We start from the raw sequence: 12785 nt of genomic DNA on the forward strand, positions 1-12785 counted from the left end.
CCGTGGAGAGTCTGCGGAAACTTTTTTATGTTAATAAAATTTTTCAAACACTTTACAGTAATTGGATAGATGAAGAAAATTCACTTTGCTAAAATAATAAAGGATTGAATATCCTGAGAAAAATGATGTTAAGAACTGAAAGGAGAGTAAACAAAGGTATGAAACTGATGTTTGCAAAGAATATTAAACATCTGAAAAGAAGATTTGTAAGCTGTGTGTTGGCTGTTCTTATGGCTTCAACTTCAGCTACAGTTGCGGTATCTGCCAATGAAACAAAAGATACCGGTATGCGCACACCTTTGATAATCACAGAGGTAACGCCGGATACAGATAATGTAAATTCATCCGACGCTTATGAGTTCTTCGAGATTTACAACACATCCGATAAAACTCTTTCAATGGACGATTTTACAGTTAGGTACAACAACACCGACATATGGACTCCCGACCAGAGCGGTCTTAAAATCGAGCCGGGTGAAACACTGGTATTTTGGATTTTAAACGGAAAAAATTCAGAGCTTACAGCAGATGATTTTAACGCTTACTACGGCACATCCTTTGTATTGGGTGAAAATCTCGCCACAATTCACAGCGACGGTTTCCACAACAGCAAGGAAAGAGTTTTAGAGCTTCTCACAAAAACCGGAACACAGCTTGCAAGCGTAAAATACAACGATAATGATGTAAAGCTTGTAGAGCTTAACAACGGTATAACCTTTGCCTATGATGAAAACAGCATAGAGGAAACAAGACTTGGTTACAGCACAAAGGCAACACCCGGTGAAATCTCAGAGGAACAAAAGCCTGATGTATCCTATAGCTTTTCCGAAAACTTCAGCGTGACTGTATCTGCTTCCAATGTACAGGAATTTAACAAGGCATGGCAGGCAGAGGTTGTTTCTGAAAATAATGAAGCGGTATTTTCAGCAGAGCTTTTTGTAAAAGCGGATGACTGGGAAGAATATAAATCCTATGATGTAAAATATCAGGACAGCAAACTTGTGGGAGAAGTTCCTTACACAGATGTAAACGGATGTGCTTCTTTCAGTTGGTATGTACAGTGCAGCAACGGTATTGAAATCGTAAAAACCGATAAAAAAACAGTAAAGGTTCTTGACGGAGAGATAGACAAAAGTACAATCCCTGTACTTACAGTTACAGAGATTCTTCCGGACAGCTCCAATGTTGACGGCGCCGACGCATACGAGTTTATAGAGATTTACAATAACTCCAATGAAAATGTAAATCTCAAGGATTATATCCTCTACTACAATTACCCGGACAACGGCGACGAAAGCGATGTTCAGTGGGCAAGCTTTGATGAGGATACAATAATAAAATCCGGAGAATGTGCAGTTCTTTGGGTTAAAAACGGCAAGAATGACAGCCTCACCGCAGATGATTTCAACCAGAAATTCGGAACAGATTTAAAAGAAAATGAAAATCTCTTCTGCATTGAAAGCGGCGGTATGGCAAACAGCGGAGCACGTGCTTTGCGTCTTACCTCAGCTGTACATGATGAGCTTGACTTTGTAGCATACAACATGAACGGCGAGGACAACACAAACGCCGACAAAACAATAACTTTTAAATATGACATTTACTCAGGTGAAAGCGTAATGACAGCAGACGACGCTGTACCGACACCGGGAACAGTTGCAGACGACCAGAAGCCGGAAATGGCAGAGGTAAAGGTTCCTGAAAATGAGCCTTCATACACAGACCTTACACCTGACACATTTACAGACGAAGAAGCCCTTACATTCGCAGTTGAAGCAAAGTCAGAGGAAACAACAATAAAATCAGTTTCCCTTTACTATCATGACAACACAACTGAAAACTTTGAAAGATACAATCTTTTCAGAACAGAGGGCGACAAGTTCACACAGACTCTTGAGTCTATCGACCTTACAGCAAAAAGATATTTTGAATACTATTTTGTAATCAGCGACGGATTTAACACAGTTACAACACCTGTTGCAAAGACAGTTTCAACCTCAGTTTCACAGGAAAGCTTAAAGTTCAATGTTGAGGACGGGGAGTATATCTCAGGCACAAAACAGGTTATAACAACAGGTACAAAGATGACTGTTGATGGCGAGGATGTTACTTCACTTGCATATCCGTCAATAGAGAACAATGCAAAGTTTGTCTTTGAAGTAAGTCAGACAGATACATTCTTCAAAAATGCAGTTGCAATAGGCGACGATGTTCTGGGAATTTTCAACGAGGGAACATATGAGAACTGGCAGACAATAGTTTACGATGTAGACCCTCAGTATTTCACCAAAGGCGAAACAATTCAGATTGACATTCACGCAGGAAACAAAGCAAATGCCCTTGAGCACAACGAGGAAAACAACGACGACTTTGTTGTAAAGAATATAAGACTTATTCTTCCTGACGGAAAGACACTGAGAGCGGCAGGCTTTGAAGAACCGGCAAAGGTTATAAGCATGGGCGACTCCTCAGGTAAAATAGAAATACTCAATGCAGTGTTTACAGTGGATGACTCATCCTTTAACAGCCTTGCATATGATTTCGATACAAAGTCCGCTGAGGATGGCGAGCACACAGTAACCGCCGAACTTAACGGAGAGACAAAGACAGTAAAAGTAAATGTTGATAACACAGCTCCTCAGGTTGACTGCAATATTGAGGATGGCAAGACCTATAAGGGCAGCTTCACAATTTCCGCAGATATCACAGACGCAGGTTCAGGAATTGCCGCATCAACCGTAAAGCTTGACGGTGAGGCTGTAGAGCTTCCAATGGACATAAACGGAGTGGACATGGAATCAGGCGAGCACACACTCCAGTTCAATGTTACTGATAAATGCTCAAATACCACAGATAAAACAATCACATTTATAATCCCTGAGGAAAATCCGGATATCTCAGACGGTAAGCCTGAGGACGGTTCAGAAACAGACACTGACCCTGTACTTTCCGTAAAGGTTGACGACCCAACAGGGGATGACATGAATGTTGTATTTAAGCAGGGCGAGCTTTATAGTCTTGGCGACAGTAACATAACAGGTTCAGAGGGAATAAGCGATACAGCAGGAACTTCCGAAAATGTTTTTGAAGAGAATACAGGAGACGGTTTCCCTTACCAGCAGTTTGAAATTTCACTTCCAAAGGGAATTGAAGCTGACGAAAACATCAGAATAAGCTGGAGCGGAGAAACAAACAATAACGCAACTTACCTTTATGTATACAATACAGACACAAACAGCTGGGACAAGACAGATGCAGAGCTTATAACAGAAAACGGAACTTCAACTCTTGAAGCTACAATACCTGCCGCAGCTCACGTGTCAGATAATGTTGTAAAGGTAATGGTACAAAACGGCGAAGGCTATACACCTACTCAGTACGCTGAGGGAGAGCCGGCAATACCTTCCGACAATGAAAATATAACAACATCAAACCCTGACGATTTGGACAGAAGCCTTTACGACTTCACATTCGCAATAGAAAGCGATACACAGTATTACAACGAGGATACACCGGATAACCCTGGTGCAATAGGAAAATATCAGTATCAAAACGATATACACGACTGGCTTATTGCAAACCGTTCAAGAATGAATATTCAGTATCTTTTCCATGACGGAGATATTATAGACGACGAGCCTATCGACTCAGAGTGGATAAATGCAGACAATGCATACAAGAAGCTTGATGAAACAAACTTCCCCTACGGAATACTTGCAGGTAACCACGACGTAGGACATTTAAGCGGCGACTACTCAAAATTCTCCCAATATTTCGGTGAGGACAGATACAGCTCAAATCCTTGGTACGGCGGAAGCTACAAGGACAACAGAGGACATTACGACCTTATTACAGTTGACGGAATAGACTTCATAATGATATTTACAGGCTGGGGAATAGGCGACGAAGAGATTAAGTGGATGAACGATGTTCTTGCACAGTATCCTGACAGAATAGCAATACTCAACTTCCATGAATATCTCCTTGCCAGCGGCGGTCTTGGCGAAGAACCTCAGAGAGTTTATGACGAGGTTGTTTCAGTAAATCCAAATGTACGCATGGTGCTTTCCGGACACTACCACAACGCACAGACAGTAGTTTCTCAGTTTGATGACGACGGAGACGGAGTAAACGACAGAAATGTTTACCAGATGCTCTTCGACTATCAGGGACTGACAGAAGGCGGCATGGGATATATCAGACTTATGCACTTCGACTGCGAGGGCGAAAAAATAATTATAAAGACTTATTCACCGTCACTTGACGACTACAATGCAAAGGATTATCCGGGAATAGGCGGAGAAGGCATTGTAGGTGAAGAGGATTTTGAAATCAGCTTTGCAGATTTGGGAATAACTCCTGAAACAAAGACAGTTTCCACAAGCGGATTTACCGCAGAGGTTCTCACTAACGATGTAATCGGTACAGTTGAAAATGTTAAGAGCGGTGAAACAGCTTCCGTAGTTTGGGAGAATGCACCGGAAGGCAGAAACGGCTGGTACGCAGAGGTTACAGACCAGTTCGGAGGAATTACAAGAAGCAAGGTTTCCTATGTAACTGTAGGCAATGAGAAGCTTTTGGGCGACCTGAACAATGACGGAAAAGTCACAGTTATGGACGCAACAATAATTCAGCTCCATCTTGCAGGCTCTGATAAGTACGGTGACTTGGATACAGCAATAGCTGATATAAACAAGGACGGAGTTGTCAACATAGACGATGCAAGTAAAATTCAGAGAATTGCAGCAAAAATGGAGTAATTGAAAATAATCAAAACCATTCCTAATTCATTATCTTTTATACTGCCATTAAAAAACGCTGTCGGACATCAGTCCGGCAGCGTTTTGAGTTTATTCCTTGATAAAAACATAGGTGTTTTTGTCCGAATGGTTTTCTGAAAATTTATATCCCAAACGGTCAAAAGCCTTTATTTCCTCAGGATTTTCTATGTAGTTTTCAGCCATAAATCTCACCATTTCACCTCGTGCCATTTTGCAGAAGGTTCCTTTTTCCGCAAGCCTGCCCTTAGAAAATTCCGCAAATGAACAGGTTATAAAATCAACATCTTCCCTAATATAATCGGTAATACATTTAGAGTATTCTTTGGAGGCGAGATTTATTATGGTGCGGTCATTGCTGGTTATTTCCTTATAAATATCGTCTTTCCAGAACTTGTAAAGATTTGAAAAATTATCTGTTTTAAGCTTTGCCTTCATTTCCAGACGATAGGGAGTTACCCCGTCAAAGGGCTTTAAGACACCGTAAAAGCCGGAGATAATTCTCAGACTCTGCTGTACATACTCAAGCTGTTTTTCTGTAAATACAGAGGGCGCCATGTATTGATATTGTATTCCCTCGTAAGCGATAATAGCCGGAGTCAGATTCTTTCTTAAATCCATTTTATTAAGTCTTTCATAATTGAGGTTTGCAATATTATCATTGCATTTCCAGAGATTTTTAAGCTGTTCATTGGACATGGTTTTTAAAATACTTAAAAGCTCCTCAGTCCTGTTAAGAAATATCGGATAATCAATAAAGGAAAAACTGTCCGTGTCAGTGTTCATCTTTTTTGCAGGTGAAATAATTATTTTCATAAAATCTCCTTATATTAAAATCCCGTTGCAGTGGTCTATTTCGTGCTGGATAATCTGTGCTGTCCATCCGGTAAATGTTGCAGTTATGTATTTGAATTTGTTGTTTTGATATTTCACGGTGATTTTTTCATATCTTTTTGTAGGTCTTGAACCCTCAAGGGAAAGACAGCTTTCCTCGGTTTCGTACTCTCCCGACTTTTCAATAATCTCGGGATTAAACATAACGGAAATCATTTTGCCGTTGTCAAAAGCGATAATTCTCTTTTTAACGCCTATCATATTGGCAGCCATTCCAACGCATATTTGGCTGTTGTGTCTTAAAGTGTCCACAAGGTCATTGGCTGTTTGCATGTCATCTTTGGTGGCTTCTGTGGATTTTTGACCAAGAAAAAACGGGTCTTTAACTATATCTTTAACCATAACTTGTTCCTCTTTTCATGTTTTGCGAATAGTATATTTTATCTGTTAAAGAAATAATACGATATTTATCATCAAATATCAAGTGTATTGATTTTTATTAAAGTGTTGTTTTCCTGTCGTTTTAATAAAATTTCGGCGAAAACAGTTGAAAGTTTAATTTTTATGATATAATTTATTTTAAGGAGGGATAATATGGGCTGTTTAGGTAATGTATTATGGTTTATATTCTGCGGTTTATGGCAGGGCCTTGCATGGACTGCTGCAGGAATACTCTGGTGTATAACAATAGTTGGAATACCTATAGGTATGCAGTGCTTTAAGATTGCGTCGCTGGTGTTTTTTCCTTTTGGAAAGGACGTAGTGTACGGCGGCGGAGCGGTTTCCTTTATTGAAAATGTTTTTTGGATAATTATAAGCGGAATACCTTTGGCACTGGGCGCAGTTTTAAACGGTCTTTTGCTTTGCTGTACAATAATAGGAATACCATTCGGTATGCAGTGTTTTAAATTTGCAAAGCTTGCACTTATGCCGTTCGGCGCAATGGTCGTAAATAAACCTATGTTTTGATAAGTAAACTGAGGCTGGGTTGGTGTAATTTATGAATATATGGAACCCGTGGCATGGATGCAGTAAAATATCTCCGGGATGTAAAAATTGTTATGTGTACAGGCGTGACGCTATGTACGGCAAAGACAGTTCTGTGGTTTCTAAAACAAAGAATTTTAATTTCCCTTTGGCAAAAGCCAGAAACGGCGATTATAAACTTCAAAGCTGTGACGGAAAGGTTTATACCTGTATGACCTCTGATTTCTTTTTGCCTGAGGCGGACTGCTGGAGGCGTGAGGCCTGGAGCATGATAAGAGAAAGACCGGATTTAGAATTTGTTATAATAACAAAAAGAATAGAAAGATTTTACGAGGAGCTTCCTTTGGATTGGGGGCAGGGATACAAAAACGTCACAATAATATGCACCTGTGAAAACCAGGAAATGGCGGATAAACGTCTCAAAATATTTCTTGAGCTTCCAATAATAAACCGTGAAATAATCGAAGAACCGATGCTCGAAAAAATCAACATTGAAAAATATCTGGCAACAGGAAAAATAAGCTGCGTCACCTGCGGAGGAGAGTCGGGAGATAATCCCAGACCCTGCGATTACGGCTGGATATTAGACACAAGGGAACAATGTGTAAGGCAAAACGTAAGCTTTCATTTTAAACAGACCGGAGGAAAATTCATAAAGGACGGAAAGGTTTATTTGATAGACAGAAAGTATCAGCAAACCCAGGCAGAACGTGCCGGAATAGATTTTACACCTGTAAAATTTTCCGAAAGCGAATTTCAAGAGCTTTTTGAAAGGCTGAAAAAATCAGAATTTCGCAGCAGTTTTAAGCTTAAACAAAGGGACAGAGAGTATATTGAGTCAAAAGGAATTGAAAAAATAGAAAGTCACTGCCGTGATTTCATAAGGGAAAGGCTTGCTCCGAAAGATATTTCAAATGACGGAAAACAGACTCCCATGAAAGGTCATCCGGTTTTTATTGCCCAGCATGCAACAGCTACCTGCTGCCGTGGATGTCTTTATAAATGGCATAGGATTGCGCCGGGCAGAGAGCTTACCGCCTGTGAACAGGATTATGTGGTTTCAGTTATTATGGAATGGATAAGAAGTCAGATTGAGCAGTGAGCCTTAAAGAATTTCTTACAAAAAGGTAAGAAGTTTTGAGAAAATGTAAGCAGGTTAGATTGGTTTTAGGGTTTCTTTTTTGCTAAAATAAATTCATAAGATGATATCTTACATTTTGGCATTAAGGGGAGAAAAAATATGAAAAAAGTGATAAAAACTCTGTTAAAGCTTATTTCATCGGTAATTTGTCTGTTGCTGTGTGTTGTTCTGATTGTAGGAGTTATCTTCGGAGTTCAGGGCTACAATATGTACAGCGAAGCCATAAAGGAAGAGTCAATAGAAAACAGGGTAGAGGAAATCCAAAGTGCAGATAACTATGTTACCTTTGATGAACTTCCCGATATTTATGTGGACGCCGTTATCTCTGTCGAAGACCATAGGTTCTGGAATCATGGGGGAATAGATGTAATAGCGATTTTCCGTGCGGCGGTAAACGATATAAAAGCCATGGACTATGTTGAGGGAGGAAGCACAATAACTCAGCAGATTGCAAAAAACATGCTTTTTACCCAGGAAAAAGAGCTTGAAAGAAAATTTGCGGAGGTATTCGCCGCTTTTGAAATAGAATCCCTTTACACAAAAGAAGAAATATTTGAAATATATGTAAACACAATTTATTTCGGCAGCGGTTATTATGGAATATACGACGCCGCAATGGGATATTTCGGAAAAGAGCCGAAAGAACTTACAAATGCCGAAGCGGTAATGCTGGCAGGACTTCCAAACGCTCCGTCAAATTATTCGCCTGATGTAAACCCGGAGCTTGCAGTGGAGAGAATGAAACAGGTTCTTGAAAGTATGGTGGAAAATAATTTGATAGACCAGACTTTATCCGATGAATTGGTAAGTCAGTGGTATAATGAAAACACTCTATATGTATAAAACAAAAAGGATACGGCTGAATGAACCGTATCCTTTTCTTGTATCAGTATTGTTCTTTAAGGGCTTTAACCCTTGTTTCTATTTCCTTTATAATTTCAATAAAGGTATTATCATCGGAGCCGGTGGGGTCTTTGAGTCCCCAGTTTTGGTCAAATTCTCTTCCGATAAATGGACAGCCCACATCACAGCCCATGGATATTGCAATATCCGGGTTCGGTATCTTGTCAAAGGTTTTGCTGTACTGTGTTTTCTCCATGTCTATATTGTAAAGGCTTTTAATAAGTCTTACAGCGTCCTGATTTATCTGTGGTTTTGTCATTGTGCCCGCTGAATAAAAGTCAAATTTATCATTTAAAAAATGTTTTCCGAGAGCCTCGGCTATCTGACTTCGGCAGGAGTTGTGAACGCAGACAAAGGCGATTTTCTTTTTCATATTATTCACCTCTGTCGAATTTAACTATAAGCTTTTCAATATCGCCGGACTTTAAAACCTTTCCGGTTGATACTACTTTGTCGTTGATTACAAGGGCAGGGGTGGTCATAATTCCGTACTCTGCAAGCTGTGCCATATCGGTAACGTGGACAGTATCTGCCTTTATATCCAAATTTTTTACTGCGTCCTGAAGATTACTAAAAAGTGTCTGACAGGATTTACAGCCTGAACCCAAAACCTTGATAGTGTAATCTCCCTTTACCTGAATTTCATCCTGTGATGAATTTTCGCTCTTATTTTTTCCAAAATTAAAAAATGCCATAATAAAACCTCCGAAATTTTTTATATAAATAAATATTGAAATGCGTTGAAAAAGTATCCTACAATTATTATGCCTATAGTGCAGATGGCTATAAAAATACCCAAAAGCTTTGGTTTAACCGCTTTTCTAAGCATAATAATAGACGGAAGGGACAGGGTGGTAACAGCCATCATAAAGGACAGCACAACTCCCAGCAAAGCTCCTTTTGAAAGCAAAGCTTCCGCAATAGGAATAGTTCCGAAAATATCGGCATACATGGGAACGCCTGCAACTGTTGCCAAAATTACACCGAAAGGATTGTTGTCACCTAAAATCTGAACGATTATATCCTGTGGTATCCAGTTGTGAATAACAGCTCCAATTCCCACACCTACAAGTATATAAAGAATTACTTTTTTAACTGTGTTTTTTACCTGCTGAAAACTGTAGGAAAGTCTGTCGGATATTTTAAGCTTTTCCTGCTCAATATCCACTGATTTTCCGGTTCGTATAAAGTCCTCAACGTAATTTTCAAGGTGAAGCTTTTCAATGAAAGTTCCGCCAAGTACGGCGATTACCAAACCTAAAATAACATAAACCACAGCAATTTTCCAGCCGAAAATGCTTGTGAGAAGCATTAAAGAGCCTAAATCAACCATAGGCGACGATATCAGAAAAGAAAAGGTAACGCCAAGGGGAAGACCTGCACTTGTAAATCCTATGAATAAAGGAATTGAAGAACAGGAGCAGAAAGGTGTGACAGTACCTAAAAGTGCCGCTAAAATATTTGCAGGCAGACCTTTAAATTTTCCCAAAATTCTTTTGGTGCGCTCCGGCGGGAAATAGCTTTGAATGTAGGAAATAATAAATATCAAAACACCCAGAAGAATTAAAATTTTAATAACATCATAAATAAAGAAATGAATACTTCCGCCCAAAGGACTGTTTATATCAAGTCCTATTGCGGTCAAAAGTGATGCCACCAGCCTGTTAAGCCAAGCCATGCCTAAAATTTCGGTTTGTATAAAATCAAGTACACCCAAAATATACGCCTCCTATATATTGTTATATTTACATATATCTATATGTTTGCCTTAAAAGAACCGTGGATTATTTCCACGGCAATATAGCTTATTGATTTTTTCCGAAAACATCGGAAAGGTAATTTGATATTTCGTTAATGCCCTCCTGTGAAAGGGAATAGTGCATCCATCTGCCCTCTTTGCGGGCGTTTACAAGTTTTGCGTCGCACAGTATTTTCATGTGGTGAGATAATGTGGGCTGTGAAACCTCCAGCTCCTCTAAAAGCTTACAGGCGCATTTTTCACCTTTGGAAAGCATAATAAGTATTTCCACACGGTTTTCATCGCTTAAAGCCTTGAATATCTCTGCAATTCTTTTTGTGTCTGAGTTCATAAAATCACCAGCCTTTATTTTTATTATATGCAATACATAGATGATTGTCAATATATAATTTTTAGAAAAGCCGGCACTTTTAAAATGCCGGCTTGTTTTACGGATTACATCTGCTGCATGGTTTATATCCCTCATCAATCAGTTTATCTCTTGAACCATTAAATTCCTCTTTGTTTTTGTCACTCATGGAACTTACGCTTGAACAGTCCGAAAGATGAAAAACACGGGAGTTTGTGTTTAAGATATATGTCTGCTGTTGGTTTGAATCGGTTGCTTTTGTATCAGCAAGTGAACTGGTTCCGTCGCTGTAGTTTATATCAATTCCCGGCTGAACATTATAGCAGAACACATGGAAGCAAATGCCCTCGCCGTCGTCCTCAACGGATTTTGCCTCCATTCTCACGCCGTAAGCCACCAAGTCATCGTCAAAGAAAATAGGAGTTACTCTGTAAAGCACATGGTTTCCTGTTTCCTTTATGTAGTCTGCAATCATATTTTCAAAGGGAAGCATACCGTCAACATTGAGATAGCGTGTTCCTGTGATGATGTTTTCCTCGTTGGCGTTTTCTGCGGTGAGCTGCCAGCCTATCAGATGACAGCGGTTATAAAGATAGCCGCCGTCCACATTGTCGTATTTTGTGCTTTGCCAGCCTGTAGGCTTCACCTGACTTATTGAACCTCTGTCCTCGGTGGGCATTGTGTCCGTTGACACATTGGCATAAGCCATGGTACATCTTCCGAGACTGTCAAGGGGACTGTATGCTTCAAAGGATTCCGTTGTGTAATCGGATTCCTCAAAATACGGCTCGTTGTTGTTTACTATTGTATATGGTGAGTCGTAATAATATGGTATTTGGTCATTGCGGTCGGGAGATATAAAGTTGTCCACAACAACCACCTGAGAATTATCAGGCTCATTTAATGATATGCTAAATGAACATCCGGTAAAAATCATTGTCGCCGAGATAAACAGGGCGGCAAATCTTAAATATAGCTTTTTCATCTTTTGTATACCTCCATTGTAATTTTTTCGTGGGATTTTCCTGCAAATTCCTTAGAAGATATGAGCTTCCATCCGCTGTTTAAATTTATATCAAAGTGAATATCCCCGGGGTAAGCTCTGTTCCAGCGAAACAAAATTATTTCGTCAGCAGATTTTTCAAAAACCGACGGGGCAGCGGTTTCGTTAAAGAAATATGAGTTGTCGGGAAAATCCAAAGAACTGTCGTCATGAATTATAAAATCATTAAATCCCGCCTCTTCAAAAAGCTTCTTTGAATATGGATTTATGAACAATTTTCCGTTTTTAGCCAGATTTATAACGACGTTGGTAACCTCTATATCACGGCTTTGACGTCTTTTGTTAAAGGTCATTCCCATGTTATCGTCAACACAGCAAATTAAAGTCATTATTTCACCACCGATTTATTATTTTAATGATATTATATATCTTTTTGATTAAGGATACAATAACTAAACCCGGTTATTCGATGAGCAAAAATAAATTGTTGAATATACAGGATTTTTATTCTATAATGTACGATGACAGACAGTTCTGTAACGGACACAGAACCGTAACCGAGGGTATGCCTATAGGATATCTTATCTGTGGAGATTACGAAAGGGAACAGAACCTGAAAACAATAATCGAAGCCAGAGCGGATGTGGGACATAATTTCCTTGCAGGTGTTGGCTGTGATTTCAGCGGTATTGAAAACATGTCAAAGAAGATGTGTTATTCCCTGGAAAACTCCTATGTGCTTCCCAGAAGCTTTTACGGTGTTGGAGGAATGAAGATATTCCGTGACCTTATATATGTTATGAGGGGTATTATGAAAGCCGACCATAAGTTTTATAAAAAACATGGTGTATACGATTTCCCTCAGAAGCAAAGGGGCAGAATGTTGTTTATAATGCTTATAGGCGGATTGGCGTCAAATCCTAAAATGCAGAAAAAAATGGGAAATAAGATGAACGAGGGAATGTTAATGCCCTATAAAAAAGTCCTTGAAAAAGCCGATACAGACGGAATTTAAAATATAAAGAACAGGA

Annotated in this window: 12 protein-coding genes and 1 pseudogene; 5 read left to right on the top strand and 8 right to left on the bottom strand. The window is 39.5% G+C overall.

Annotated features, from left to right (window positions below; all coding sequences use genetic code 11):
• Window positions 1-158 precede the first annotated feature (158 nt).
• Window positions 159-4760, top strand: coding sequence for a lamin tail domain-containing protein (locus B5F08_RS01360; protein ID WP_158096174.1), 4602 nt, complete (start codon window positions 159-161; stop codon window positions 4758-4760).
• A gap of 90 nt (window positions 4761-4850) precedes the next feature.
• Here the strand turns inward: B5F08_RS01360 and yaaA are convergent, their stop codons facing one another.
• A complete protein-coding gene (gene yaaA, locus B5F08_RS01365) occupies window positions 4851-5594 on the bottom strand; it encodes a peroxide stress protein YaaA (protein ID WP_087376040.1) in 744 nt (247 codons plus the stop codon).
• Between the two features lie 9 nt (window positions 5595-5603).
• Window positions 5604-6014, bottom strand: a complete 411-nt coding sequence (locus B5F08_RS01370) for a peptide deformylase (RefSeq protein ID WP_087376041.1) — start codon at window positions 6012-6014, stop codon at window positions 5604-5606.
• Window positions 6015-6206: 192 nt separating this feature from the next.
• Here B5F08_RS01370 and B5F08_RS01375 point away from each other — a divergent pair, with 192 nt between their 5' ends.
• From B5F08_RS01375 to B5F08_RS01385, 3 genes are all read left to right on the top strand, one after another.
• The gene (locus B5F08_RS01375) at window positions 6207-6581 is read left to right on the top strand and encodes a YccF domain-containing protein (protein ID WP_087376042.1); all 375 of its coding nucleotides are present in this window, start codon (window positions 6207-6209) and stop codon (window positions 6579-6581) included.
• Window positions 6582-6612: 31 nt separating this feature from the next.
• Window positions 6613-7701 (top strand): DUF5131 family protein, encoded by a 1089-nt coding sequence (locus tag B5F08_RS01380; protein WP_158096175.1) that lies wholly within the window; start codon window positions 6613-6615, stop codon window positions 7699-7701.
• A gap of 138 nt (window positions 7702-7839) precedes the next feature.
• Window positions 7840-8583: a transglycosylase domain-containing protein gene (locus tag B5F08_RS01385; RefSeq protein WP_087376043.1), complete on the top strand. Its 744-nt coding sequence runs from the start codon at window positions 7840-7842 to the stop codon at window positions 8581-8583.
• A 43-nt stretch (window positions 8584-8626) separates the two neighbouring features.
• Here B5F08_RS01385 and B5F08_RS01390 read toward each other — a convergent pair whose 3' ends face one another.
• From B5F08_RS01390 to B5F08_RS01415, 6 genes are all read right to left on the bottom strand, one after another.
• Window positions 8627-9016 (bottom strand): arsenate reductase/protein-tyrosine-phosphatase family protein, encoded by a 390-nt coding sequence (locus B5F08_RS01390; RefSeq protein ID WP_087376044.1) that lies wholly within the window; start codon window positions 9014-9016, stop codon window positions 8627-8629.
• Window position 9017: 1 nt separating this feature from the next.
• Complete coding sequence (locus B5F08_RS01395; RefSeq protein WP_087376045.1) at window positions 9018-9338, bottom strand: thioredoxin family protein; 321 nt, start codon at window positions 9336-9338, stop codon at window positions 9018-9020.
• A gap of 20 nt (window positions 9339-9358) precedes the next feature.
• The gene (locus B5F08_RS01400) at window positions 9359-10321 is read right to left on the bottom strand and encodes a permease (protein WP_087376174.1); all 963 of its coding nucleotides are present in this window, start codon (window positions 10319-10321) and stop codon (window positions 9359-9361) included.
• A gap of 127 nt (window positions 10322-10448) precedes the next feature.
• Window positions 10449-10733 carry an ArsR/SmtB family transcription factor gene (locus B5F08_RS01405; protein WP_087376175.1) on the bottom strand — a complete coding sequence of 95 codons (285 nt, stop codon included), beginning with the start codon at window positions 10731-10733 and terminating at the stop codon, window positions 10449-10451.
• Between the two features lie 97 nt (window positions 10734-10830).
• On the bottom strand, window positions 10831-11736 hold the full coding sequence (locus tag B5F08_RS01410; RefSeq protein ID WP_087376046.1) for a DNA/RNA non-specific endonuclease: 906 nt from the start codon (window positions 11734-11736) through the stop codon (window positions 10831-10833).
• Window positions 11733-12143, bottom strand: a complete 411-nt coding sequence (locus tag B5F08_RS01415; RefSeq protein ID WP_087376047.1) for a hypothetical protein — start codon at window positions 12141-12143, stop codon at window positions 11733-11735. The genes B5F08_RS01410 and B5F08_RS01415 overlap by 4 nt, the downstream gene beginning before the upstream one ends.
• Window positions 12144-12268: 125 nt before the next feature.
• Between B5F08_RS01415 and B5F08_RS01420 the strand changes: the two are divergent.
• Window positions 12269-12769 (top strand): annotated as a pseudogene (locus tag B5F08_RS01420) (NAD(P)H-dependent oxidoreductase); the annotation flags it as partial.
• Between the last annotated feature and the right edge of the window lie 16 nt (window positions 12770-12785).

Source organism: Anaeromassilibacillus sp. An172, from assembly GCF_002160515.1.
In the GTDB taxonomy this organism is placed as follows: Bacteria; Bacillota; Clostridia; order Oscillospirales; family Acutalibacteraceae; genus Limousia; species Limousia pullorum.

What these genes read in the sequence shown, in the direction of transcription:
- B5F08_RS01360 (WP_158096174.1), top strand. Translation starts at nt 159, where the DNA reads ATGAAACTGATGTTTGCAAAGAATATTAAACATCTGAAAAGAAGATTT.
- yaaA (WP_087376040.1), bottom strand. Translation starts at nt 5,594, where the DNA reads ATGAAAATAATTATTTCACCTGCAAAAAAGATGAACACTGACACGGAC.
- B5F08_RS01370 (WP_087376041.1), bottom strand. Translation starts at nt 6,014, where the DNA reads ATGGTTAAAGATATAGTTAAAGACCCGTTTTTTCTTGGTCAAAAATCC.
- B5F08_RS01375 (WP_087376042.1), top strand. Translation starts at nt 6,207, where the DNA reads ATGGGCTGTTTAGGTAATGTATTATGGTTTATATTCTGCGGTTTATGG.
- B5F08_RS01380 (WP_158096175.1), top strand. Translation starts at nt 6,613, where the DNA reads ATGAATATATGGAACCCGTGGCATGGATGCAGTAAAATATCTCCGGGA.
- B5F08_RS01385 (WP_087376043.1), top strand. Translation starts at nt 7,840, where the DNA reads ATGAAAAAAGTGATAAAAACTCTGTTAAAGCTTATTTCATCGGTAATT.
- B5F08_RS01390 (WP_087376044.1), bottom strand. Translation starts at nt 9,016, where the DNA reads ATGAAAAAGAAAATCGCCTTTGTCTGCGTTCACAACTCCTGCCGAAGT.
- B5F08_RS01395 (WP_087376045.1), bottom strand. Translation starts at nt 9,338, where the DNA reads ATGGCATTTTTTAATTTTGGAAAAAATAAGAGCGAAAATTCATCACAG.
- B5F08_RS01400 (WP_087376174.1), bottom strand. Translation starts at nt 10,321, where the DNA reads ATGGCTTGGCTTAACAGGCTGGTGGCATCACTTTTGACCGCAATAGGA.
- B5F08_RS01405 (WP_087376175.1), bottom strand. Translation starts at nt 10,733, where the DNA reads ATGAACTCAGACACAAAAAGAATTGCAGAGATATTCAAGGCTTTAAGC.
- B5F08_RS01410 (WP_087376046.1), bottom strand. Translation starts at nt 11,736, where the DNA reads ATGAAAAAGCTATATTTAAGATTTGCCGCCCTGTTTATCTCGGCGACA.
- B5F08_RS01415 (WP_087376047.1), bottom strand. Translation starts at nt 12,143, where the DNA reads ATGACTTTAATTTGCTGTGTTGACGATAACATGGGAATGACCTTTAAC.